The sequence below is a fragment of the Rhodococcus sp. no. 34 genome (assembly GCF_054589475.1).
Genome location: NZ_BAAILK010000012.1, coordinates 687,217 through 709,947 on the forward strand (window position 1 = coordinate 687,217; position 22,731 = coordinate 709,947).

Here is a 22,731-nt window from a genome sequence, read left to right on the forward strand (position 1 = left end):
ACACTGACAGTGCAATTTCGTAGTTTGAGAAGTTCGCTTCGAGAGAGGACGCGGCAATCGTGTGGCCGATGCTCAGCCAGCAAGTCCCGGAGCCATCACCGACCGTATCCGAGCAGATAAAACCGACGCCCATCCAAATCGAACCGCATTTCAACCTACCGCCCGAGGTAATCGAGAAACTGACAATTTCTGCCCCTGGTGGGCTGACGGCACCTCAAGCAACGCTCATCGGATCGATTGTCACCCTGACAGCCGCAATCATTGCGTTCTGCGGAGTTCTTTACGCTCAGCGCCGCACACGTCTGAATCTTGAACGGCAACTTGCGGTCCAGCAGAGACTGCACGACAGCACTCGTGCCGCCGAGGATCGTCGGCAACGTCGCGCGAGCAACCTCCTAGTCGCGATTGATGCTCTGACTGCTTCGGATGACCTTCACAGGACCGTGTGCAGACTGCGCCTGAGGATGACATATTCAGAAGACCGGAATGCGGAACAAGAGGCAAGGCTGCACATAGCATCGCTCAACGCTCAACTCGAAATGCTCGAGACTAGGTTTCGTCTGCTCGGCCTTGAGGATTCCGGCGAGGCGATTCAGATCCTTTGCCATTTGGCTTCCCTCGTCGTAGACGCACCGAGGAAACGCGACACCGAGGATCTTGAGTTAAACCTGGACAATGCGCTGGAGCGGGTTATTTCTACCCTAAAAAACGATGTAAAAATCGAACCCGGTTAACCCCGGCGATCTACTGGGTGAACTCAATAAATTCCGTCGATGATCGTCAACCCAATGGACACTTAGCCAGAGACGATGCCATCGGCTGATATAAGACACCACATCAACCTCTGCAACCTCGAAAAAATGCCATCGAGCGGGCAGCCCTAACCATTCACAATTTGATAGAGATCACCTGAACCACACTTGCAGTTTATACAAGCCGCGGAAATTAAACGTTCCGACCAAAGGTACTGATCGCGACTCCCGAAGGTCGGCGCCAGTTTTTTGACCACAAACGAGAACCATCTACCCTGCAGCATTCAGTTCGAGACCATCGCGATCGCTGTTCGCAGTCCGCGCCGCTTACCCGTCTGCGGATCGACGCCGAACACTTCCTTGATTCCGCCTCGGATGCGGAACTTCAACTCCGAGTGCGTCTCCGGAGCGTCGTCCTGGGAAGCCGAGAGAAACCTGTTGGGCAGCGACAACTTCCAGATGGTGCGCAGAGTCAATCCGTACTGCTTCCACAGCGGCCCGGTCGTGTACGGGAGGTCGTACTTGTCACACAAGTCCCGCAACGGCACCGCGATTTCCGAGTACCGATTGCTCGGCAGGTCAGGGAAGCAGTGATGCTCGATCTGGTAGCAGAGGTTGCCGCTCATGAAGGCCATGACGGGACCGGCATGAAAGTTGGCGGACCCCAGCATCTGTCGTAAGTACCACTGAGCTCGGGATTCGTTCTCGAATTCCTCGAGCGTGAACTTCTCGGCACCGTCGGGAAAGTGCCCGCAAAAGATGACGGCGTAACTCCAGTAGTTTCGGATGAGGTTCGCAACGACGTTCGCCGTCAACGTGGTCTTCCACGCCGGGCCGGTCAGGGCGGGGAACAGGATGTAATCCTTCGCCACCTGACGCGCGATCTTCTTACCGACGTCCTTGGCCATCTCCGATTTCTCGGACCACTTCACCTCACCCTTGCGGAGTTTGTCCGTTTCGAGGTGATGCAGTGCCACTCCCCACTCGAAGAGGGTCGCGAGCACGAAATTCGTGATCGGTTGAAAGAGATAGTCGGCGTGCCACTTTTGATCGCGCGTGACGCGCATGATTCCGTAGCCCACGTCGTTGTCCAGTCCGACGATGTTGGTGAACTTGTGATGGGTGAAGTTGTGCGAGTGCTTCCATCCCGAGGACGGGCAGGTGTTGTCCCACTCCCAGTTGCTCGAGTGAATCTCGGGATCGTTCATCCAGTCCCACTGGCCGTGGATGATGTTGTGGCCGAGTTCCATGTTCTCGATGATCTTGCCGACCCCCAGCAGCGCAGTCCCCAGAATCCAGGCAGGCTTCTTCTTGCTGGCGAACAAGACGATGCGGCCGGCCACCATCAGAGAGCGTTGAAACGCGATCGTCCGCTGGATGTATCGAGCGTCGTGCGCGCCGCGCTTCTCCTCGATGTCGAGCCGAATGGCGTCCAACTCGCGCCCGAGCGCTTCGACGTCTTCCTCGGTGAGATGGGCATATTCCTTGATGTCGGTGATCGCCACAGTGTTTCTCCGTATCGGTTTTCTCCGTGCCGCAGGACTGGTCCGTCGGGCGGTACCCCTGGGAGCCGGTGCGGAAACGTCAGCCCCGATATTCATGTGCGTCTTCACGCAATCTATGCCAAAGTCGATATACGTGAGCCCCGAAAACAAGATCACCATCCGCACCGCTACCGAGAGCGACTGGCCGGCTCTCCAACTACTCGACTCGGTGGGGTTCGGTTTTCACCCGTCTCCCGCGGTCAGCGAACTGACGAAGGCGCTCTACAAGCCCGAGGACATCATCCTCGCCGTCGACGGTGACCTACCCGTCGGCGTGGCCATCGAAATCGACATGGAATTCACCGTGCCCGGCGGACGCCAACTCCCCACGCGCGGAATCACCTGGGTATCCGTCGCCCCGACTCACCGTCGACGTGGTGTCCTACGCTCGATGTTCACTGCACTTCACGCCCACATCGAGTCGACCGGAGCACCACTTGCGGCCCTGACGGCCAGCGAGGCCGGCATCTACAACCGCTTCGGATACGGCCCGGCCACCTTCAGCGAAGGCATCACCCTCGATCGCCGCTTCGCACGATTCCGCCCCGAGGTGCCCGACAACGGTGGCGTGTCCATCGTCGACATCAATGCTGCCTCGACGCTTCTTCCCGAGATCTACGACCGCTGGCGACTGCAGACACCCGGCGCTCAGGTCCGTCCGCAACCACTCTGGGACCACATGTTCGCCGACCCGTCCGAGGATCGTGACGGCGCCTCCGGACTGTTCTTTCTGACACACGCGGACGGATACATCGCTTACCGGCACACGAGCGAGGGCCGCGACAGCATCGCCCGGATCGACGAGTTCGTGACGATCACCGAAGATGCGCACGCGGCGCTGTGGCGCACGATCTGCGGCCTCGACCTCGTCACCCGGATCGAGACACGCCAGCATCCTGCCGATCCACTCCGGCTGATGCTCTCGGACTACCGCCTTGCCCGGACGACGACGCGCTCCGATCGACTGTGGCTGCGCATCATGGACGTTCCCGCGGCTCTCGAGGCTCGTGAATATGCTGCTGACCTGGACACAGTCATCAAGGTCGAAGATCCGTTCCTGAAGGCCGGCGGAACCTTCGCACTTCAGGTCAAGGACGGCAAGGCCACCTGTACGGCCACTGACGCGGTGCCTGCGATCACGATGCCCTCTGATGTCCTGAGCAGCTTGTACCTGGGCGAGCACCAGGCCAAGACCTTCGCGGCGGCGCACCGACTCCACGCGTCCGATCCGCAGGAGATCCTGAATTTCGACTTCGCTTTCAACGCGCAGAAGCCCGCAATTCTCGGGTACGGATTCTGATGATCTTGCCGACACGGGCATCGACGATTTGTGCCGTCGGTCGTATTCAGGGTTAGCCTCGAACAATGGCGTTTGTCGAAAAGATGGTCAATAGGCTTCCTGAGCGGGTTCTCGTGCGCGTCCTGCCGCACGCAGAAATGCTCAAGTTCCTGGTGGTCGGCGGCATCGCCTTCATCGTCACCACGGTGCTGTTCTTCGGCATCAAGTGGACGGTTCTGCCTCAGCACCCGGTGACGGCCAACATCCTTGCGGTCCTGATCGCGACGGTTCTGTCCTACGTCCTCAACCGCGAATGGTCGTTTGCGCAGCGCGGTGGTCGACAGCGCCATCACGAGGCCGCTCTGTTCTTCATCGTCGCGGGTATCGGTTTGGCCATCAACCAGGTACCACTCTGGACCTCCCGGTACGTGTTCCATCTGCGTCAACCCGAGGTGTCGGTGTTGATGGAAAACTTCGCGGACTTCATCAGCGGATCGATCATCGGGACCCTGCTGGCGACGGCCTTCCGCTGGTGGGCCATGCGTCGGTACGTCTTCCCCGAAGAAGCCACCGACAGCCAGGTCGTTCTCGACATCGAAGCGACTCCCGGCACCAAGACGCCGACAACCGACGCCACCGCCCTCGACTGACTCCCGGATCGACGCACCCGATCGCTCGCGCTTCGATCAGAGTTCGTCGATTGCGATCAACCCGTCCTGCAGCGCCCGCGCAAGCAGTGCCATCTTTGTCGGCGCGATGCTCCTGAACGGGCTGGCCCATCCCTGATCATCATCGGCGACAAGCACTCCAGCCTGCAGTTTTCCCGCTCTGCACAACACGGTCACGACACAGTGATCACTGGTGCGTAGCCTCCGATTTCCAATTGGATTCGGAGGACCCATGGCTACTTGCAAAACTCGAGTTCTTGCGCTGTCGGCGGCAGGACTCATGCTCGTACTCGGCGCATGCAGCAAGGCCGAGTCGGCGAAAACGCCGACCGACCTCGACGTGACATCAGCGTCCGCCGGACACTACTCACTGGTCTGGGAACACGGCGGCTCGGAAAAGGTGCGTGTATTCGCCGCCACCGACCCGAAAAACCCAGCCGCAGAAGGAAAGGAAATTGGCACGGTCGACGGCTTCTCCACTGAGGTCGACGGCCTCGACCCACTGTCACGCTGGTACTTCGAGGTCATAGACGAGGACGGCACTTCCACCATCGCGTCAACCCGCCACGTGACGCTGCAGGGCGCAGCCAACGTGCGTGATGTCGGCGGATACGAGACAGCCGACGGCCGATCAGTCAAGTGGGGCCTGGTTTTTCGTGGCGACCGCTTGAGCGATCTGACTGCTGACGATCAACAAACGATCGAGAACGCAGGCATCCGGACCGTTGTCGATTTCCGAGGTGACAGCGAGATCGCAAAGGACGGAGCAGACAAGGTTCCCGCGAACGTGAAAGTGGTCAACACGGCAGTCCTGGATGCCGGCACTCAGGCTCTTGCCACAGCGATTACGAGTGCCCTGAAATCTGGTGACCCTGCAATCGTGGAGCAGGTGCTCGGGGGCGGTGAAGCCGTCCGGATCAGCGACACCGGCGCCGTCGACCAACTGTCCAAGCCTGACGGAATGGCCGGGTATTCCCAAGCCCTACGGACCATCGCCGATTCCGAGTCCGCAGTCGCTTACCACTGCACGGCAGGCAAAGACCGCACTGGACTGATGACAGCTCTACTTCTCGGCATTCTGGGTGTTCCTGACAAGACCATCGTCGACGACTTCGTCCTGTCGAACACCTACAACAAAGCCAAGAACGAACAGACCTACACCTTTCTGTCTTCGAAAGGAATCGATGTCGATCTGTTGAAACCGTTGATGGAGCAGCGTCCCAGCCAGATTCAGCCAGTACTCGACAAGATTCGCGACCAGTTCGGTGGGTGGGAGAAGTTTTCGCAGGACGTGCTGAAACTTGACGCCGACACGATCGCAAAGCTCCGGAGTAAATTGCTGACCAAGCAATAACTGATCGACGTTCCGACAGCAATGACCGGCAGCCGCTCCGATGGCTGCCGGTCACGCCCGCACTCCTAGTTACTCAGCCCCAGCCGCTTCGAGCATTCGGCCATTTCGTCGATGATCAGTTCCAGCGACGTGCCACGACGACTCGCGGACAACACGATTCGATCGGCTCCCAACCCGCGTGCCCAGTCGAGTTTCGCTTCGTCGAGCCTGGGCAGTGTCGCACCGAGTACCAGCGATACGTCGGCAGGATCTCGATCTGCCTTCACCGCAGCCGCTTTCATCGCCGCTACAGCCTTGTCGAGATCTTCACCGGCCAGTCCCAGCGGCTGGAAACCGTCACCCAACCGGCCTGCTCGCCGAGCAGCAGCGAGACTGTGTCCACCGATGTAGAGCGGAACTCCGGATTCGCGGTGCGGCTTCGGCCAGCTGTACGCACCCTTGAACGAGAAGTAATCGCCGTCGAAATCGACTGCTTCCTTGCCCGCCCAGAGTGAACGCATCACCGCGATGGCCTCATCGGCTACCTTGCCGCGGCGCTCGAAGTCACCGCCGCACGCCTCGATCTCTTCCTTCATCCATCCCAGGCCGAGGCAGATGCGCAATCGCCCACCGGAAAGGCGATCGAGCGTCGCCAATCGTTTGGCGAGCACTACCGGATTGTGATTGGGCAGCACCAGAACTCCAGTGGACAAGCCCAAAGTGGTTGTGGCACCCGCCACGAACGAAAGCAGTTCGAGCGGATCCGGGATGTCGCAGTCATCGGGAAGATGCGATTTTCCGGTCGGAGAATAGGGGTACTCGCTCTCGGTGTCGGCGATGACCACCGAGTGCTCCACTGCCGAGATCTCGTCGAAACCCAGCGACTCGGCCGCACGGGCGAATTGCAGAATCCAATCAGGGTCTCCGCTTCGACCCAGTTCGACCGGAACGACCACGCCGAGCTTCATACCGTTTCCTCCAGTGTCGCCATCAATTTCGGACCATCCACGACGCGACCGAGGTACCGGTCCGCATCGGGATCTGTTGCAAGCCACACCGCCGCTGCAGCGGGTACGGATGCCGGTGTGGCCGCAAATCCGGCGTCCACGATTGCGTCCGCGCCACCACGGGCTTTCCCTGATTCCGTGATGACAAATCCCGGACTCAGGTTGAACGCTTTGATTCCGGCGTCTCGGTACTCGGAGTTGATCGCTCCGGCAATACGTCCGAACGACGCCTTCGACGCGGCGTACGACAGACCCCAACCACCCTCGCCGGGAGGCGCAGGCGGATCCATGGTCGCCGAACCCGATGCCAGATTGACCACTACGCCGTTGCCGCTCTTGATCATCGACGGGAGTATCACCTGGACCAGAGCGAGTTGGTGCAGATAATTCCCGATCGCCATCGCCTGAGCGTCGTCGATCTCGATGTCGAGCACCCGGTCCATGTTTCCGACAGTCTGCGCATAGGCGTTGTTCACCAGCACGTCGACACGTCCCCACTCGGCCAGCACCCGTTCACCGGCGCCGCGGACGGATGCCAGATCGAGCAGGTTCATCGGAACGGCCAATGCGCGCACACCGAAGGACTCGATCTCGGCAACCGTCGTCTCCAGGCTGCCGGGCACCGGAATCACTTGCTCGCCTTGCCTCGTTCGCGGGGCTGCCCGCCCCTCTCCTTCACGAACGGTGCGAGCAGTGATTGCAACGTCGAATCCGGCGCGCGCGAATGCCAGCGCGCACTCTCGGCCGATCCCCCGGGAAGCGCCGGTCACCAGCGCAACTTCACTCACAGGAACCGCGTGCGGCCGTGCGTCTCGAACTCCTTCTCCAGGTTCACCACGTCAGCTTCGGTCATCAACGTGTATTCGGGAGTGCCTCGGCCCACCCAGTGGAACACTGGTTCGTCGGTCCGCCAGCGATCGGCTTGAAGTTCACGTTTGAGTACCTTGTTGGAGCCCGTGACGGGCAGGTCGGTCGAAACGCGAACAAATCGTGGCGCTGCCTTGGTACCCAGATCCGCCTGCGCGGCAAGGTAGTCGGCGAACTCGACCGGATCGAAATCGGCGAGATCGGCGACCTCGATCGCAGCCATGACCTGATCACCCGAACGCGGATCCGGTACCGCGAAGACACCCGTGGCAATCACTTTGGGGTGCCGACGCAGGATGTGCTCGATCATCAAAGCCGAGGTGTTCTCACCGTCGACGCGGATCCAGTCGCCCTTGCGTCCCGCGAAGTAGATGAAGCCGGCCTCGTCGACGTAGCCGAGATCGCCTGTCCAGTACCAACCGTGGCGAATCTTCTCGGCGATCGCGTCTTCGTTCTTGTAGTACCCCTCGAACTTCTTCGATCCGGCCTTGTCGACCATCTCGCCGATGGATTCGTCGGGGTTCAGCACGTGACCGTGCTCGTCGAGAATTGCGCGGGGTCGCTCTTCGCGCGTATCGGGATCGACGATGACGATGTTCTCGCCCGCGGGACGGCCCAGCGCTCCGGCAGGTTGGTTCGGATCGAGCACTACTGAACCGGCACCTTCACTCGAACCGTATCCCTCGAAAAGTTGTGCACCGAAACGACGGATGAACTCTGCCTTGTCCCCCGGCGACGCCTCGGTCCCGAAGCCGTGGGTGAGGGTGTTCTCGATGTCGTCGGGCAGTTCCGGCGTCGCCATGAGATACCCCAAGGCCTTACCGACGTAGGTGAAATATGTTGCGCCGTAAAACCGAACGTCCGGCATGAATCCCGATGCGGTGAACTTACGAACGAGGCAGACCGTAGCTCCCTGCGAAAGGGCCGGCGCCCACAGAGCCATCAACGCGTTGCCGTGGAAGAGCGGCATGCAGCAGTAGCAGACGTCGTCGCGGTCGATGTCGTACTTGGCGCAGTTCGCGTAGGCCAACCGCGTCAGACGCCCCTGGCTGCACCGCACTGCCTTGGACATTCCGGTAGTGCCCGAGGTGAAGAGAAGCAAGAACAGCGTCGACGCGTCGACACCGAGGTCGATCTGAGGCGACTCGACGTGATGTGCTGCAATCTTGTCCGGGTACGACGCGTCGTCGACCAGGACGAAACGATCTTCGGTCAGCCCGAGGTCCAGGCCGGCAAGCTTCTCGTAGCCTGCTTTGTCGGTGACGATCAGCTGGCAGTCGACGTACCGGACCTCAGCCTCGAGTTCAGCTCCACGCCTGGTCGGATTGATGCCGACGATCGTGGCCCCGGTCAGGGCCGCGCCGCCGAGCCAGAACAGGAACTCCGGATCGTTCTCGAGAAGAACTCCGATGTGAAACGGTCCGGGCGCGCGAAGCGACTTCGCCAGCGAGCCGCGCGCTGCGCTCTCGCGCACCACCTCGTCCCAGCTCCAGTCCTGCGTCCGCGTCCGCAGACCCAGGTGCTGATCACCGAGACGGTCGATCAACATCTGCGCGACGTCCTCGCGCTGAGGAGCTGCAAGAGCTGCATTCGAAGATGCTTCGGTGGCGGTGTTCGTCATCGTGTCCTGTGTCCTAGTCGATATCGGAATGTCGATTACTCCAACTGCGATACGACTCGAACGTATCGACGCCTCAGAGCCGGAACCGTCCCAGTCTCGCTCAGTGGTAACCGCCGCCACAGATATGATTTTCTCGTGAGATTTTGTGACGTGAAAAGCGCCACAATACGAAAGGCCATTCCATGACTGCCCCCGCAGATCCGCAGTTGCTTCTGGACCAGGCGGTCTCACGCCTCACCGGTCCAGGTGGGCCATTCGAGATCGTCGAAGAAGAGGTTCTCGGCACCATAATGCCCGTGATGAAGAACCGTGGTCACGCCATCGGTGAACTCATCTCGGCATCTCGCGCCTGGGGCGACGGCGACTATCTCGTCACCAGCGATCGTCGAATCTCGTTCACCGAGCACGCCGATTCCGTCGCCGCGCTGGCAACTGCTCTGCGGGACAAGTACGGAGTCCGCAAGGGCGACCGTGTGGGCATCCTCGCTGCCAACACTCCCGAATGGGTCATGACGTTCTTCGCGACGCAGGCGCTCGGCGCGATCGCTGTCGGACTCAACGGTTGGTGGGTTCCACGCGAGGTCACCCACGGGATCGAGCTCTCACGTCCGAAGGTTCTGGTCGTGGACGCCAAGCGCGGCGCCGCCCTCCCCGAACTGCCGGCAGACATCACGGTCCTCACCATGGAAGAGGATCTGCCCGCGCTCATCGCGGAGTATGCAGGCTCCGACGTGCCGAGCACCGACATCGACGAGGACGATCCTGCCGTCATCTTGTTCACCAGTGGTACCAGTGGCCGCCCCAAGGGCGCACTCCACTCGCACCGCAACGTGATGGCCGTCGTCGACTACCACAAGTACAGCGACGCGATCGGCGCTGCATTCACCGGCCGTGAGTACGACGCTTCCAAGCCGAGCCCACTGCGTTATCTACTCACCTCCCCGCTCTTCCACATCGCCAGCCTTCACAATCTGGTGGTTCCCCGTCTCGCTACGGGCAGTGCCGTCATCCTGACCGAGGGCGGCTTCGACGTCGACAAGGTGCTCGGGTTGGTCGAACGCGAGCGTGTCACCAACTGGGGTGCTGTCCCCACGATGGCATCGCGGCTACTCGAGCACGGCAACATCGCCAAGTACGACGTCTCTTCACTGACTGCATTCTCGCTGGCATCCGCGCCGTCGTCGCCCGCGTTCAAAGAACGCCTCAAGGAGCAGGTGCCGTTCGCACGCAATGCTCTGGTCGACAGCTACGGCCTCACCGAATGCAGCACCGCCATTGCGGTCGCCGTCGGCGCCGAACTCGAAGAGTTCCCAGGCACTCTCGGGCGTCCGATCATCACCGTCTCGATGGAGATTCGCGATCCCTTCGGCGAATGGCTGCCGGACGGCATCGAAGGTGAAGTGTGCGTACGCAGCCCCTTCGTCATGCTCGGATACTGGGAGAACGACGAGGCGACCGAGTCGGCAATTGCCCCCGGACGCTGGCTCCGCACCGGCGATTTCGGCGTAATCGAGAACGGGCGTCTCCGTCTCACCGGTCGTCGTTCCGACCTGATTCTGCGTGGCGGCGAGAACGTCTACCCCACCGAGATCGAGCAGACGCTCGACGAACACCCCGACGTGATCGAGTGCGCTGTCATCGGCATGCCGCACCCCGACCTCGGCCAGGAAGTGTCCGCCGTGGTTGTCCTGCGTCCCGGAGCCGCCACAACGGAGGCGGAGCTGCGTGATTACGCTGCCGAGCGACTGTCCTATTTCAAGGTGCCGTCGAAGTGGCGCATCACCAGCGATCTGCTGCCTCGCAATGCAACCGGCAAGATGGTTCGGCGCGAGATCACCGTATGACCGCGGAGCTGTCACGGATCGTCGCCGAGTCGGCGATCCGTGACCTGCTCTGCGAGTACACGCATCTGATCGATCAGGGCCGATTGCGTGAAGTCGCTGCATTGTTCGCTTCGTCCGACTACGGGCAGTGCGGGCCGGACGGGGTTGCCACCACGCTCATTTCGTCCGACGCCGACGCAGTGTTCGCAGCCTGCAGCGGCTTCATTCGAATGTACGGTGATCCGCCGGTTCCACGAACCAAACATCTGCTGACCAACACGCGAATCGCGGTCGACGGTGAATCAGCGACGGCACTCTCGTACGTCACGGTCATCCAAGGTACCGAAGATCTTGCCCTGCAACCCATTCTGGCGGGGCGCTACTTCGATCGCTTCACCTGCGTCGACGGGTCGTGGCAGTTCAGCTCGAGACTCTTCTGTCTGGACAACATGGGCGAGATGTCCGCGCATGCCAAGCGGGCACTGTAGAGGAACGACGACTGTGGAAATCGGCGTCAACATCTTGGGCCTCGAGGCCCTGTTCGACGGCAAGATTCGCCCGGTTCTGGACTTCGCCGCGCGTGCTGACCGTGCCGGGATCGATCTGATCTGCACCGGCGATCATCTCGGGTTCAATGCCGAAGCACACGCTCAGCGGGTAGCCGAACACAACTTCTTGTTCCCGTTGGATCACCCTTGGTACGAACCGATTTCACTTCTTTCCTCGATCGCCGCGGTGACCAAACGCGCTCGCCTCGGAGTATCGGTTCTGATCGCCACTGTTCGCCCAGCCGCCCTGCTTGCCAAACAGGTTGCAACTCTCGACTCATTGTCCGAAGGTCGAGCCGTCATGGGTTTCGGCGTCGGTTGGCAAGAAGCCGAATACACCGCTACCAACATGCCTTTCGACGCGCGATTCGGGCGCATGGAGGAGGCTGTCGCAGCGTGTCGCGAACTGTGGACCAATGCTCCGGCCACCTTCAAGGGACGCGACTTCGCCTTCGAGAACTACCACAGCCTCCCGCTGTTGATCCAAAATCGCGTACCGGTGCTCTTCGGTTTCGGACCAAGCCAGCGGAACTTCGACCGCATAGCACGCGTCGCCGACGGTTGGACCGTGAACCCGACCGACCTGGGAACGTTCACCGACAGTGTCACATTGCTGCGCAACACGTTCGAAGCCCACGACCGCGAGCCGGATACCGCACGTGTGCAAGTGTCTGCGGCGCCGGTTCGGCGCGACAATCGGTCCGTCGACCTCTCGGCAACCGCTGACAAGGTCCTGGACTGGTCCGGCCGCGGCGCGTCTGCCGTGGTGCTTCGGCCTGCCGTATTCGATTGCGCTGCCGAAGAACTACCAGAATTACTCGACTGGATGACCAGCATCAAGGAGGCGTGACATGGACCAGGCACTGCAGGATCTCATCGACAAGCAGGCAATTCGTGAGGTGGTTCTGACGTACTGCCGCGGCATCGATCGCCTCGACTTCGATCTCGTCCGCAGCGCCTACCACCCGGACGCGATCGACCATCACACCGGATTCGACGGCACCATCGACGAGTACATCGCCTGGGCCACAACAAAACTCTCCGCGATCGGCGGCACGATGCACCACATCGGCAACCACCTGGTCGAACTGCACGGCGACCACGCGATCAGCGAGGCGTATTCGATGTCCACACACTGGGGCGGGCCCGAAGACATCGGAATGATCAACTTCACCAGTGGTGCGCGGTTCATCGACCACATGGAGCGGCGCGACGGCCGTTGGGCGATCAAGGAGAGATGGGCCGTACGCGAGTGGACTCGCTCGGACGAGGGCCGCTTCGTCAACCCCGAAGGGCCTGGTCCGCGTGGGCGTCGAGATGCCTCGGATCCGCTGACAGCATTACGACTAACCCTTGAGATGCACTGAAATTCAGGAAACCGACTATTCCGACTGATTTAAGAATTCGACGCCATTCGAACGCATATTCGAATAAGATCGATGCATGGTCAACCCGACAACAGAGCTCTTCGGTATCTCAGCACAGCTGACCGGTACCGAAACTGATTGTGCGCTGGTTGATCTCATGACCGATCTGCATGCATGCGAGGCGATGCTGGTCGAATGCAAGCTCGCTGTGATTGCCGAGTTCTTTTCGCGGCGAAGCTCGGAGCATGTCGCCAGTGGTGCGTGGTCGTCGACCGCACACGAGTTGGCTGAATCGGAAGTCGGTGCGTCACTGACGATGGGTCGCGCGGCTGCCGGCAAGCTGATCGGGTTGGGGTTCTCGTTAAAGACTCGTCTGCATCGCACTCGAGCGGCGATGGCGCGTGGCGAGTTGGATCTGTACCGAGTTGGTTTGATCGATTCCGCGACCGCGAACGTGAAAGACGAATTGATCGACGAGGTGGAACGACTACTGCTCGAGCAGGTTCTCGCCCCACCAGTAGCAGGCGGAACGGGCTTGACGGGAAGGCGACTGACAGCGGCGATCGATCGGATCGTGGCGATGGTGGACCCGGAAGGTATGCGAGAACGCCGACGCCGTGCTCTCACCGATCGCTTCGTCGGGGTCAGCGCTGCCGAGGACGGGATGGCAAAGATCTTGGGAAGCGTTCCGGCAGAGCAGGCTCGGGCATTCGACGGCCGACTACGCGAGTTGGCAGTGTCGGTATGCCGAAACGACTCTCGAACGTACGAGCAGCGACGAGCCGACGCGCTCTTCGAGTTGACCAACGGATCACAATTCTTGCCGTGCAACTGTGGCCGAGCTGATTGCCCGCAGGATCGTAGCGGTGGTGTTGTCGTTCGTCGGCCCGTGGTTCACGTCGTGATGACTGATTCCACTCTGCACGGTGGCGGCGAGCCCGCCCACCTCGACGGGTACGGGGTGATCAGCGCTGAGCATGCTCGCGATATCGCCCGTGACGCCGTAATTCGAAACGTCCGAGCACCTGCTGATGACGTCGCAGAGCCGGTGCCTGCTTCGGCGCGCGTCTACCGACCGGGCGCCGTTCTCGATACCTGGTTACGGATCATCGCGGGCAGCTGCCAATGGCTGCATTGTGATGTCCCGGCCTGGAATTCCGATCTGGACCACAATGAACCGTTCCATCACGGCGACCCCGAATGCGGCGGTAAAACGGTCGCGTCGAATATGAGTGCGTTCTGCCGCAACCATCATCGCCTCAAGCATTCCGACCGGTGGCGGTTCACGTCGAACGAGGATCGGACCATGTCGCTGACGTCGCCGACCGGGCATTGTTACCGAACGCGACCCGCAGGATTGATGGCTGGATCGCACGAACCGACACCGCCCCAGGGCGGTCGAAATCGGCGGACCCAGGCGGAGAACAAAGCTGCCCGTATCCAGAGTGAACGCAATCGCCAGCGCCGACGGATACAGAAACGAGCAGAGGAGCACGTTCAATACAAGCGGCGGAAATCACCGCGAGCCCGCCGAGAACCCATCGACTACGGGGACGACCCGCCACCGTTCTGAGATACCGAGCGGTGTCGAGGCGCGCCGACGGGTCGCAGGGTCAGTCTGACGTCGGCTTGGTGCCGTCTTCTGGTGCCGGATCGTCGTCGGCAAGCGGATCTATGGTGTCGACACCTTCGAGGACGGTCAGCTCTTCTTCCGCCTCGGCGAGGAGCCCTTTGGCTTCAGCTTCGACCTTCTTCACCCAATCGGACATCCCGAGCCTCTTCTCTTCCGAAGCGAGTTCCCGCTGTAACTGAACTCAGACTACGTCGCCGGCGACGAATTTCGCTGTCCCCTCGGGTCAGTACTCATGACCGAGTAATCATGATTCACGACGGACGGAGCACGCATGCCCGGACAGTTGGAAGGCAAAACCGCACTGATCACCGGGGCCGCCCGAGGTCAGGGCAGGAGCCACGCCGTGCGATTGGCGCAGGAGGGCGCGAACATCATTGCGCTCGACATCTGCCGTCAGATCGAATCGGTGGCGTACCCGATGGGAACCGCCGACGATTTGCGGCAGACAACAGCAGCGGTCGAGAACCTGGGACGAAGTATCGTCGCGCGAGAAGTGGATGTTCGCGATCTGTCCGCACTGCGAACTGCGGTATCCGAAGGAATTGCGGAGCTGGGCAGCGTCGACATCGTCCTGGCCAACGCCGGTATCGGCATGATGTCCCCGGATATCGACGATGCTCGCGCCTTCCGCGACCAGATGGAGGTCAACCTATTCGGCGTCTGGAATACCGTCCAGGCAGCAGCGCCCGCGATGATCGAACAAGGTACAGGTGGCGCAATAGTCCTTACCGGATCAACTCTGGGACTTGTCGGTCGTGGAGGTGACGGCACCGGCGGATCCGACGGCTACTGCGCGAGTAAACACGCCATCGTGGGGCTTGGGCGCACGTGGTCGCACTGGCTTGCTCCCCACAATATTCGTGTCAACTCCGTGCACCCGACTGGCGCGAATACACCGATGGTCGTCAACGACGCGGTCGCGAAGCTGTTTGCGGACTCCCCGACATCGAGCGGAGCCGACGTGGGCAACCTCTTGAATGTCGAGTTGATCGAAGCTGCCGACGTCAGCAACGCGATAGCCTGGCTGGTTTCGGATCAGGCTCGATACGTCACAGGTATCGCGTTGCCGGTCGACGCCGGGTTCACGGCCAAATAGACGCCGGATACACCGGCCGAGTCGCCGTCGATCAGTCGACGGTCGGCGCCCACTGCACGCCGTTGATGTGCCCACCACCGTCGACGAAGAGGGTGTTGCCGGTGACGTAACGGCTGTCGTCACTTGCCAGGAAGGCCGCAACGGGGCCGATGTCGTCGAGGGGATCGCCGATCCGCCCCATCGGGTTCTGTGCGGCCATCACTGCCACGTTCTCCGGATTGGCTTCGGCGACACGCTTGTACGCCGCACTCTGCGCACCGGGACAGATGACGTTGCAGTTCACCTGCTTGGGAGCCCACTCGCGGGCAGCAGTGCGAGTCAGGGTTCGCAATGCTTCCTTCGCCGCGTTGTACTGCACCGAGTACATGTGAGCATTCACGCCGTTGAGGCTGCACATGTTGATCACGCGGCCCGTGCCGTGACGCTCCAGTTCCGGCAGGGCAGCCTGCATCGCCCAGAATGCCGCCATCACTGCCATGTCGAAACCGCCGCGCAATTGCTCGTCGGTCATCTTCTCGAGCCGAGCGAAACCGAAAGTCCGCCAAGCATTGTTGACCAGGATGTCGAGGCGTCCGAACCGCTCGACGGACTTGTCGACCATGGCAACAACCTGAGCTTTGTCAGTGACGTCGGTCCGGACGAATTCCGCCTCCGCGCCCCATTCGTCCCGCAACCACTGGGTGGTTTCGAGGCCCGCTGCCTCGTCGATCTCGGCAACCAACACCGACGCGCCTTCACGCGCGAACGCGCCCGCCACTCCGCGCCCGATGCCCATACCGGCACCGGTGACCACTGCTACACGTCCGTCGAGCTTGCCCACTGGGCCCTCCTTCGTCAGAACCCCTGTGCGCCTTTTTGGTAGTTCCCACTACCAAAAAGGCGCACGGGGGCGAAGCCCCTACCTGGGGCGCGGCACGGTCTTGTCGATGAACAGTCCCTCTACCGACACACACAATTCGCCGTCCGCAGTTTTGATCTCACCGACGGTGTGAATCTTGCGGCCGTCCTTGGACAGGAATTTGCCGCTGATCGTGAGGGGCTCGAACAGCGGAGTCGGGCGATGGTACCGAGTGCTCAATTGTGCTGTCATGCCGGAAGTTCCACCCCAGGCGTTCGCGACGCCGAGAACGTGATCGAGCAGCAGCGCCGAAACACCGCCGTGCACATGGCCGGGAGGGCCCTGGTACGGCAGCGTCAACGTGACCACTCCCTGCACCGACCCGTCAGCGAGCCCTTCCAGAACGAGCGGCGGCGCAATGGCGTTCTCGGGGCCGGTCACGGGGTCGTGACGAGTCACGCCCTCACCGTTCCACATGTCGATCAAGCGCTCGGCCACCTCGGGTGAGTGCTGCTCGAGGTGCTCGGCAATGCTGTTGAGCTCCTCCGCAACCCGGTCCAGATTGGCGTTTCCGCGGTCGGTGCGCAGCATCGCGTCGACAACGCGACGCGCTGCTGCCGTGGCCCGGTCGACCGGGGCGTCCTGCGGCGGCGACGTCAGAATCGTGCCGCCCGGGTGTGTGGCTGCCGTGGGGTGCGTGCCGAGGTCCATCAGTTGATCTCCATTGTTGCGTGTGTGAGAACCGGGGAGTTCTCGCGCTCGGGGCACGTCGCCGTCAAGGTCAGTGTGTTGCCGTCCTGCCATACCGAGGTGGTGATGGATTCGCCGGGGACGAGCGAACCGGCGAACCGCACCGAGTAGTTCTTCACCCGCGTCGGATCTCCGTCGAGAATTCCGTCGACCACCGCCTTGCAGACGATGCCGTACGACGCCAGACCGTGCAGAATCGGAGCGTCGAATCCCGCCATCTTCGCGAAGGAGGGATCAGCGTGCAGCGGGTTCATGTCTCCACTGAGTCGGTACACCAGAGCTTGTGAGGTACTCGTGCTCGACGTCAGTACCTTGTCGGGCGCCCGGTCAGGCACCCCGGCAACAACTTCGGGACCGGCGCTGCCGCCGAAGCCACCTTCGCCGCGGGCCCAGATCTGCATTCCGGTGGTCCACAACGGATTCCCGTCAAGGTCCTCGGCCGCCGTCTCGAGCACGATGACGGCAGCCTTGCCCTTGTCCCACACGTCAGCGATACGAGTGGAAATACGAGCAGCACCCGTCGACGGGATCGGCGCGTGAAGTGTCAGCGACTGCCCACCGTGCAAAATCTTGCGCAGGTCGATGTCGATTCCCGGCATACTCATCGACGCTGCGGGCAGTACACCCGCCGAAACTCCCTGGCCTGCAACCATTGCAAAGGTCGGGAGCACCTTCAGACCCTTTTCGTACACCCAGGTGAGCTCGGCGGGATCCAGAGCGTTCACGCCGGCGCCGAGCCCCAACTGGTAGAGCATGACGTCGCGGTCGGTCCACGACGCTTCGCGCACAGTCGGTTCGGCGGACAATGCCACCTCGAGATCGATAGCCATCAGTTCTCCAAAGTTCCGGCTCGGTAGACGGTCACGACGCACGCGCCGCCCAGTCCGAGGTTGTGCTGCAATCCGATTCGTGCGCCTTCGACCTGGCGAGCGTCTGCGGTCCCGCGAAGCTGCCACGTCAGTTCGGCACACTGTGCCAGCCCGGTGGCACCCAGCGGGTGGCCCTTCGAGATCAGACCGCCAGACGGGTTGACGACCCACTGGCCGCCGTACGTCGTGGCACCGGATTCGACGAGCTTTCCGCCTTCGCCGGCGCCACACATTCCGAGACCTTCGTAGGTGATGATCTCGTTGATCGCGAAGCAGTCGTGCAGTTCGATGACATCGACGTCGTCGATGCTGATGCCGGCTTCGGCAAAGACCTGCTCGGCGGCCGCTGCCGTCATCGGCGCGCCGACCACGTCGATCATCGACTTCTCGGCGAACGCTGCCTCGGTGTCAGTGGTCAACGCCTGTGCGACGATTTCGATCGCCCGGTCTTCGAGGCCGTGCTCACGCACGAACTTCTCGCTCACGACGATCGCGGCTCCGGCGCCGTCCGAGGTCGGCGAGCACTGCGAACGTGTCAGCGGCTCGTGAATCATCTTGTCGCCGAGTACCTGTTCGAGGGTGTACTCGTCACGGAACTGTGCGTACGGATTGTTCACCGAATGCTTGTGATTCTTAACCGCCACCGCTGCGATCTGCTCGACCGTGGTGCCGTACTTCTTCATGTGCTCGACGGCAGCGTTACCGAACAGCTGAGCTGTCATCGGCGATCGGGCGAACCCGTAATCCTCGACCATGATCTTCAGCTGAGAGTCCAAGGTCGTGACCTTGGGCATCTCACCGTTACCGGTCAACGCCGTTTTGGTCATCTTCTCGAAGCCGACGGCCAAGGCGCACTCGGCTTGTCCGGCCTGGACCCACTCGCGCGCCATCATCAGCGCCGTCGAGCCGGTCGCGCAGTTGTTGTTGACGTTGAAGATCGGAATGCCGGTCAGACCGGTCTCGTAGAGAGCTCGCTGTCCTGCTGTCGACGCGTTGAACACGTAACCGACCGCAGCACGCTGAATCTGGCCGTAGCCGATCCCGGCATCGGTCAGGGCATTCGAGACGGCTTCGGTCACCATGTCCGGGTATTCCCAGTCGCGGGTCTCGATCTTCTCGAACTTGGTCATGCCGACGCCGATGACGAAGGTGCGATTGCTCATGTGCAGGTCACTTTCCCGGTTCAGGGTCGCGAGGCAGACCCAGGATTCGCTCACCGATGATGTTGAGCTGAACATTGGTTGTACCACCCGCGATGGACATGCACTGCGAGTTCAAGAACATCTGGGTTGCAGACATCCGATGCTGTTCGCCCAGAAGTGAACTCGGTCCGGCCCACTCCATTGCCACGTCCCAGACCTGCTGGATGTGCTCGACACCGATCAGCTTCGCCACCGAGGATTCGGCACCCGGCTGCGCGCCGGTGAGCGAGCGCAGCGTGGTGCGCAGACCGAGCAGACCACCGGATTGCGCGTCGCACAGCACCTTTCCGAGCACGGTCAGCTGCTCGTCGTCGATGCCACCGGGCAGTCCGTCGACCAGGCTCAGAAGAGCCTCGCCACCCGATCCGAGCGACGAGTCGTTGGACAGCGAGACACGCTCGTTGGCCAGCGTGGTGCGAGCGAGCTTCCAGCCGTCGCCTGGCTCGCCGACCAGGCACTCGTCGGGAACGAAGACGTCGTCGAAGAAGACTTCGTTGAACAGTGCTTCACCGGTGATCTCGCGAAGCGGGCGAATGTCGAGGCCGCTGTTCTTGATGTCGATCAGGAAGTAGGACAGACCCTTGTGCTTGGGGGCGTCGGCGTCGGTGCGCGCGAGGCAGATTCCCCAGTGCGCGTCGCGTGCCATCGACGTCCACACCTTCTGGCCCTGCAACTTCCAGCCACCGTCGACCTTGGTGGCCTTTGTACTCAGCGCGGCGAGGTCGGAACCTGCGCCGGGCTCGGAGAAGAGCTGACACCAGACGATGTCGCCGCGCAGTGACGGCGGGACGAACTTGGCGAGCTGCTCTTCGTTGCCGTGCGCGATGAGCGTCGGGATGACCCAGTTGCCGATGATCATGTCGTGCGGCTTGATCTTCGCAGCGCGCAGCTCTTCGGCGATGACCAGCTGGCTGACGGCATCGGCGGATTTGCCCCACGGAGCCGTGAAGTGCGGTGCGGTGTAGCCCTTTTCCGCGAGATACGTTTTCTGGGCGGCGCCTTCGAGTTCGAGTGCAGGAGCGAGCTCGGCTCGGACGTCGGCTCGGATCGCCTCGGCCTCGGGCGGCAGCTCGACGCTGAGCACGCGACGGGTTCCGGCAATGGTCAGCTCGGCAACGCGACGACGCCAGGATGCCGTGGAACCCAGCAGAATTCGCAGGGACTGCGCGCGGCGCAGGTACAGGTGCGCGTCGTGCTCCCACGTGTAGCCGATTCCGCCGAGCACCTGGATGCAGTCACGCGTGACGGAGAAGCCAGCCTCGAGGGCCGTGGCTCCGGCGACGGCTGCTGCGAGAGAAGCCTCTTCGGCACCGACGCCGTTGGCGGGAGTCAGCGCACGCGCAGCGTCCCAAGCGCAGACGCGTGCCTGCTCGGCAAGCGCGAGCATACGTGCAGCCTTGTGCTTGACACCCTGGAACTGGCCGATCGGGCGACCGAACTGCTGACGCACCTTCGCGTAGTCGGCCGACGTCGTGACTGCCCAGTCGGCCAAGCCTGATGCCTCGGCCGCGAACAGTGTTGCGGCAATGTCCAGTACACGCTGGGTATCGATGGTGAGGATCTCGGAATCGGTGAGCACCAAACCGTCGACGGTGACCTCGGAGTTACGACGCACGACGTCGTAGCTGGCCAAGTCCGTGACCTCGAGGCGGTCACGTCCGAGCAGAACGAATCCGCTGTCCGTCGCGAGGAGGAACAGGTCAGCGACATGGCCGCCGAGAATAAGGCTGGACGTTCCGCTGAGGGTGGTGTTGTCGCCGTCGCGGGTGATCTTCAGCGACCCTGGCTGCAGTGCAACAGCTCCGAGCGTGCTGCCATCCACGAGCGTCGGCAGTCTGTCCGTTTCTCCGGCATCACTGAGAACAGCGCTGACCACTACCGTCGGCAGGAACGGTCCGGGAACCATCGAGCGTCCAAGTTCCTCGACGACGATGGCGAGTTCGACCAATCCGTATCCTGCGCCGCCGAATTCCTCGGCTACGTGTAGTCCGAGAAGCCCCTGCTCGGCAAGCCCGTTCCAGAGTTGGGGGCGAGTTTCGACCTTCGCCTCGACGGCTTCACGGACGACGGTGGGTGTTGCGTGACGCGCCGCCCAGCCCCGTACGGAGTCGCGGAGGTCACGATCTTCTTCACTCAATCCAATAGTCATGTCTACCTCGTCAATTCGACAGTGTCAGTACGGGTCAGATGCGTTCGATAATGGTGGCGGTCGAGAGAGCGCCACCGGCGCACATCGTGACCAGAGCCGTCGACTTGTTCGAGCGCTCGAGTTCGTGCAGCGCAGTGGTGATCAGACGAGCGCCCGTGGAACCGACGGGATGTCCGAGCGCGATCGCACCACCGTTGACGTTGACCTTGGACAGGTCTGCGCCGTGAACCTGCGCCCAGGAGAGCACGACCGAGGCAAAGGCTTCGTTGATTTCGACGAGATCGATGTCGTCCAAGGTCATTTTGGCCTTGTCGAGCACCATCTGGGTGGACTCGATCGGTCCGTCCAGGTGATAGAAGGGATCGGATCCGACCATGCCGGACGCGACGATCCGCGCGCGGGGCTTCAATCCCAGTTCCTGTGCGCGCTCTTCGCTCATCAGCAGTACCGCAGCCGCGCCATCACTGATCTGCGACGAGTTGCCGGCGGTGTGGATATGGCCTTCGATGACCGGCTTGAGCCCAGCCAGCGCTTCTGCCGTCGTCTCACGCAGTCCCCCGTCGCGAGTGACAGTGGCGATCTCACCGGTAGGCACGCCTTCCTTGTCCACCACGGGAGCCTTGACGGGCACGATCTCGCGGTCGAAGCGTCCTTCTGCCCAAGCCTGAGCTGCGCGGCGCTGCGATTCCAGACCGAACGCGTCGACGTCGGCGCGCGTGATCCCACGCTTCTCGGCAATTCGCTGCGCGGAGGTGAACTGGTCACCCATGTCGATGGTCCAGTCGTCCGGGTACGGGTTTCCCGTTCCGGGTGCGTTTGCCTGACCCAGGAACACACGGCTCATAGCCTCGACGCCGCAGCCGATACCGGCCGAGATCTGACCAGACGAAATCAGGCCGGAAATCAAATGCACTGCCTGCTGGGCGGATCCACAGGCGCAGTCGATAGTGGTTGCCGCGGTGCTGTACGGCAATCCGGCGTGCAGCCACGCCTGCCGCGTGACGTTGTTGGACTGCTCACCTGCCTGGGTGACACAGCCGCCGATGATCTGTCCGATGTCTTCCGGTGCGACGCCTGCCCGTTCGAGAACGCCGAGCTGCGCTGCTCCCAGAATCTCGGCGGGGTGCAGTCCCGCCAGGGCGCCGCGACGACGGCCGATAGGTGTCCGAGCGGCCTCGACGATGACTGCATGACCCATGATGTTCGCTCCTTCGTGGAGTTTTCGGTCGGTGAGCTGGCTCACCGTCTATTTTTCTGTAATTTATTCTATTAATGATGCCAGGGCAATGTCCGGATTGACATCAACTCTCAACTGATGCTGATTCAAAAATAGAATTGATTTCAATTTTGCGAACATGACGAACCCTCCCCAGAGAGGGGCGAAG

Annotated in this window: 22 protein-coding genes; 10 read left to right on the forward strand and 12 right to left on the reverse strand. The window is 61.7% G+C overall.

The window, feature by feature from the left end:
• Positions 1 to 68 precede the first annotated feature (68 nt).
• Positions 69 to 734 carry a hypothetical protein gene (locus tag ACYP01_RS04175; RefSeq protein WP_459678750.1) on the forward strand — a complete coding sequence of 222 codons (666 nt, stop codon included), beginning with the start codon at positions 69 to 71 and terminating at the stop codon, positions 732 to 734.
• A 302-nt stretch (positions 735 to 1,036) separates the two neighbouring features.
• On the opposite strand, the gene ACYP01_RS04180 is transcribed toward ACYP01_RS04175, so the two are convergent.
• Complete coding sequence (locus ACYP01_RS04180) at positions 1,037 to 2,257, reverse strand: fatty acid desaturase family protein (protein ID WP_459678752.1); 1,221 nt, start codon at positions 2,255 to 2,257, stop codon at positions 1,037 to 1,039.
• Between the two features lie 133 nt (positions 2,258 to 2,390).
• On the opposite strand from ACYP01_RS04180, the gene ACYP01_RS04185 reads away from it, so the two are divergent.
• Together ACYP01_RS04185 and ACYP01_RS04190 are read left to right on the forward strand one after the other, a co-directional pair.
• Entirely contained in the window at positions 2,391 to 3,596 is a 1,206-nt protein-coding gene (locus ACYP01_RS04185) for an enhanced intracellular survival protein Eis (RefSeq protein ID WP_459678753.1), read from the forward strand.
• Positions 3,597 to 3,661: 65 nt separating this feature from the next.
• Complete coding sequence (locus ACYP01_RS04190) at positions 3,662 to 4,225, forward strand: GtrA family protein (RefSeq protein ID WP_003939753.1); 564 nt, start codon at positions 3,662 to 3,664, stop codon at positions 4,223 to 4,225.
• Between the two features lie 36 nt (positions 4,226 to 4,261).
• Here ACYP01_RS04190 and ACYP01_RS04195 read toward each other — a convergent pair whose 3' ends face one another.
• The gene (locus ACYP01_RS04195) at positions 4,262 to 4,420 is read right to left on the reverse strand and encodes a hypothetical protein (protein WP_223304510.1); all 159 of its coding nucleotides are present in this window, start codon (positions 4,418 to 4,420) and stop codon (positions 4,262 to 4,264) included.
• Between the two features lie 55 nt (positions 4,421 to 4,475).
• On the opposite strand from ACYP01_RS04195, the gene ACYP01_RS04200 reads away from it, so the two are divergent.
• Complete coding sequence (locus ACYP01_RS04200) at positions 4,476 to 5,597, forward strand: tyrosine-protein phosphatase (protein ID WP_082239179.1); 1,122 nt, start codon at positions 4,476 to 4,478, stop codon at positions 5,595 to 5,597.
• A gap of 65 nt (positions 5,598 to 5,662) precedes the next feature.
• Here the strand turns inward: ACYP01_RS04200 and ACYP01_RS04205 are convergent, their stop codons facing one another.
• Genes ACYP01_RS04205 through casI form a run of 3 tightly spaced genes read right to left on the reverse strand, consistent with a single transcriptional unit; the run spans position 5,663 to position 8,999 of the window.
• Positions 5,663 to 6,544: an LLM class F420-dependent oxidoreductase gene (locus ACYP01_RS04205; RefSeq protein ID WP_058037669.1), complete on the reverse strand. Its 882-nt coding sequence runs from the start codon at positions 6,542 to 6,544 to the stop codon at positions 5,663 to 5,665.
• Positions 6,541 to 7,371 carry an SDR family NAD(P)-dependent oxidoreductase gene (locus tag ACYP01_RS04210; protein WP_030536994.1) on the reverse strand — a complete coding sequence of 277 codons (831 nt, stop codon included), beginning with the start codon at positions 7,369 to 7,371 and terminating at the stop codon, positions 6,541 to 6,543. The genes ACYP01_RS04205 and ACYP01_RS04210 overlap by 4 nt, the downstream gene beginning before the upstream one ends.
• Positions 7,368 to 8,999, reverse strand: a complete 1,632-nt coding sequence (gene casI / locus ACYP01_RS04215; protein ID WP_459678793.1) for a steroid-22-oyl-CoA synthetase — start codon at positions 8,997 to 8,999, stop codon at positions 7,368 to 7,370. Before casI ends, ACYP01_RS04210 begins: the two co-directional genes overlap by 4 nt.
• Before the next feature lie 254 nt (positions 9,000 to 9,253).
• Here casI and casG point away from each other — a divergent pair, with 254 nt between their 5' ends.
• From casG to ACYP01_RS04240, 5 genes are all read left to right on the forward strand, one after another.
• Positions 9,254 to 10,915 carry a steroid-24-oyl-CoA synthetase gene (casG, locus tag ACYP01_RS04220; RefSeq protein WP_003940339.1) on the forward strand — a complete coding sequence of 554 codons (1,662 nt, stop codon included), beginning with the start codon at positions 9,254 to 9,256 and terminating at the stop codon, positions 10,913 to 10,915.
• A complete protein-coding gene (locus ACYP01_RS04225) occupies positions 10,912 to 11,382 on the forward strand; it encodes a nuclear transport factor 2 family protein (protein ID WP_030536992.1) in 471 nt (156 codons plus the stop codon). The genes casG and ACYP01_RS04225 overlap by 4 nt, the downstream gene beginning before the upstream one ends.
• Positions 11,383 to 11,395: 13 nt before the next feature.
• Positions 11,396 to 12,292 (forward strand): TIGR03619 family F420-dependent LLM class oxidoreductase, encoded by an 897-nt coding sequence (locus ACYP01_RS04230; RefSeq protein ID WP_459678756.1) that lies wholly within the window; start codon positions 11,396 to 11,398, stop codon positions 12,290 to 12,292.
• A gap of 1 nt (position 12,293) precedes the next feature.
• Positions 12,294 to 12,809, forward strand: a complete 516-nt coding sequence (locus tag ACYP01_RS04235; protein ID WP_007732673.1) for a nuclear transport factor 2 family protein — start codon at positions 12,294 to 12,296, stop codon at positions 12,807 to 12,809.
• Between the two features lie 76 nt (positions 12,810 to 12,885).
• Positions 12,886 to 14,382 carry a DUF222 domain-containing protein gene (locus tag ACYP01_RS04240; RefSeq protein WP_459678757.1) on the forward strand — a complete coding sequence of 499 codons (1,497 nt, stop codon included), beginning with the start codon at positions 12,886 to 12,888 and terminating at the stop codon, positions 14,380 to 14,382.
• 40 nt (positions 14,383 to 14,422) lie between these two features.
• On the opposite strand, the gene ACYP01_RS04245 is transcribed toward ACYP01_RS04240, so the two are convergent.
• Entirely contained in the window at positions 14,423 to 14,578 is a 156-nt protein-coding gene (locus tag ACYP01_RS04245; RefSeq protein WP_003940615.1) for a hypothetical protein, read from the reverse strand.
• 135 nt (positions 14,579 to 14,713) lie between these two features.
• Here ACYP01_RS04245 and ACYP01_RS04250 point away from each other — a divergent pair, with 135 nt between their 5' ends.
• Positions 14,714 to 15,538, forward strand: coding sequence for a mycofactocin-coupled SDR family oxidoreductase (locus tag ACYP01_RS04250; protein ID WP_003940537.1), 825 nt, complete (start codon positions 14,714 to 14,716; stop codon positions 15,536 to 15,538).
• Between the two features lie 31 nt (positions 15,539 to 15,569).
• Here ACYP01_RS04250 and ACYP01_RS04255 read toward each other — a convergent pair whose 3' ends face one another.
• The 6 genes from ACYP01_RS04255 to ACYP01_RS04280 form a co-directional block, all read right to left on the reverse strand.
• On the reverse strand, positions 15,570 to 16,358 hold the full coding sequence (locus ACYP01_RS04255; RefSeq protein WP_007732675.1) for an SDR family NAD(P)-dependent oxidoreductase: 789 nt from the start codon (positions 16,356 to 16,358) through the stop codon (positions 15,570 to 15,572).
• Between the two features lie 78 nt (positions 16,359 to 16,436).
• Positions 16,437 to 17,087 carry a PaaI family thioesterase gene (locus tag ACYP01_RS04260; RefSeq protein ID WP_019745318.1) on the reverse strand — a complete coding sequence of 217 codons (651 nt, stop codon included), beginning with the start codon at positions 17,085 to 17,087 and terminating at the stop codon, positions 16,437 to 16,439.
• Entirely contained in the window at positions 17,087 to 17,956 is an 870-nt protein-coding gene (locus ACYP01_RS04265) for a MaoC/PaaZ C-terminal domain-containing protein (RefSeq protein ID WP_459678759.1), read from the reverse strand. Before ACYP01_RS04265 ends, ACYP01_RS04260 begins: the two co-directional genes overlap by 1 nt.
• Positions 17,956 to 19,158, reverse strand: coding sequence for a lipid-transfer protein (locus ACYP01_RS04270; RefSeq protein ID WP_459678760.1), 1,203 nt, complete (start codon positions 19,156 to 19,158; stop codon positions 17,956 to 17,958). Before ACYP01_RS04270 ends, ACYP01_RS04265 begins: the two co-directional genes overlap by 1 nt.
• Before the next feature lie 7 nt (positions 19,159 to 19,165).
• Complete coding sequence (locus ACYP01_RS04275; RefSeq protein ID WP_007732680.1) at positions 19,166 to 21,346, reverse strand: acyl-CoA dehydrogenase; 2,181 nt, start codon at positions 21,344 to 21,346, stop codon at positions 19,166 to 19,168.
• A 34-nt stretch (positions 21,347 to 21,380) separates the two neighbouring features.
• A complete protein-coding gene (locus ACYP01_RS04280; RefSeq protein WP_007732681.1) occupies positions 21,381 to 22,544 on the reverse strand; it encodes a steroid 3-ketoacyl-CoA thiolase in 1,164 nt (387 codons plus the stop codon).
• Between the last annotated feature and the right edge of the window lie 187 nt (positions 22,545 to 22,731).

Excerpts from the sequence above, each read along its gene's own strand:
- ACYP01_RS04245 (WP_003940615.1), bottom strand. The coding sequence starts at position 14,578 with ATGTCCGATTGGGTGAAGAAGGTCGAAGCTGAAGCCAAAGGGCTCCTC.
- ACYP01_RS04265 (WP_459678759.1), bottom strand. The coding sequence starts at position 17,956 with ATGGCTATCGATCTCGAGGTGGCATTGTCCGCCGAACCGACTGTGCGC.
- casG (WP_003940339.1), top strand. The coding sequence starts at position 9,254 with ATGACTGCCCCCGCAGATCCGCAGTTGCTTCTGGACCAGGCGGTCTCA.
- ACYP01_RS04225 (WP_030536992.1), top strand. The coding sequence starts at position 10,912 with ATGACCGCGGAGCTGTCACGGATCGTCGCCGAGTCGGCGATCCGTGAC.
- ACYP01_RS04205 (WP_058037669.1), bottom strand. The coding sequence starts at position 6,544 with ATGAAGCTCGGCGTGGTCGTTCCGGTCGAACTGGGTCGAAGCGGAGAC.
- casI (WP_459678793.1), bottom strand. The coding sequence starts at position 8,999 with ATGTTGATCGACCGTCTCGGTGATCAGCACCTGGGTCTGCGGACGCGG.
- ACYP01_RS04275 (WP_007732680.1), bottom strand. The coding sequence starts at position 21,346 with ATGACTATTGGATTGAGTGAAGAAGATCGTGACCTCCGCGACTCCGTA.
- ACYP01_RS04270 (WP_459678760.1), bottom strand. The coding sequence starts at position 19,158 with ATGAGCAATCGCACCTTCGTCATCGGCGTCGGCATGACCAAGTTCGAG.
- ACYP01_RS04280 (WP_007732681.1), bottom strand. The coding sequence starts at position 22,544 with ATGGGTCATGCAGTCATCGTCGAGGCCGCTCGGACACCTATCGGCCGT.
- ACYP01_RS04250 (WP_003940537.1), top strand. The coding sequence starts at position 14,714 with ATGCCCGGACAGTTGGAAGGCAAAACCGCACTGATCACCGGGGCCGCC.
- ACYP01_RS04235 (WP_007732673.1), top strand. The coding sequence starts at position 12,294 with ATGGACCAGGCACTGCAGGATCTCATCGACAAGCAGGCAATTCGTGAG.
- ACYP01_RS04175 (WP_459678750.1), top strand. The coding sequence starts at position 69 with ATGCTCAGCCAGCAAGTCCCGGAGCCATCACCGACCGTATCCGAGCAG.
- ACYP01_RS04240 (WP_459678757.1), top strand. The coding sequence starts at position 12,886 with ATGGTCAACCCGACAACAGAGCTCTTCGGTATCTCAGCACAGCTGACC.
- ACYP01_RS04200 (WP_082239179.1), top strand. The coding sequence starts at position 4,476 with ATGGCTACTTGCAAAACTCGAGTTCTTGCGCTGTCGGCGGCAGGACTC.
- ACYP01_RS04190 (WP_003939753.1), top strand. The coding sequence starts at position 3,662 with ATGGCGTTTGTCGAAAAGATGGTCAATAGGCTTCCTGAGCGGGTTCTC.
- ACYP01_RS04260 (WP_019745318.1), bottom strand. The coding sequence starts at position 17,087 with ATGGACCTCGGCACGCACCCCACGGCAGCCACACACCCGGGCGGCACG.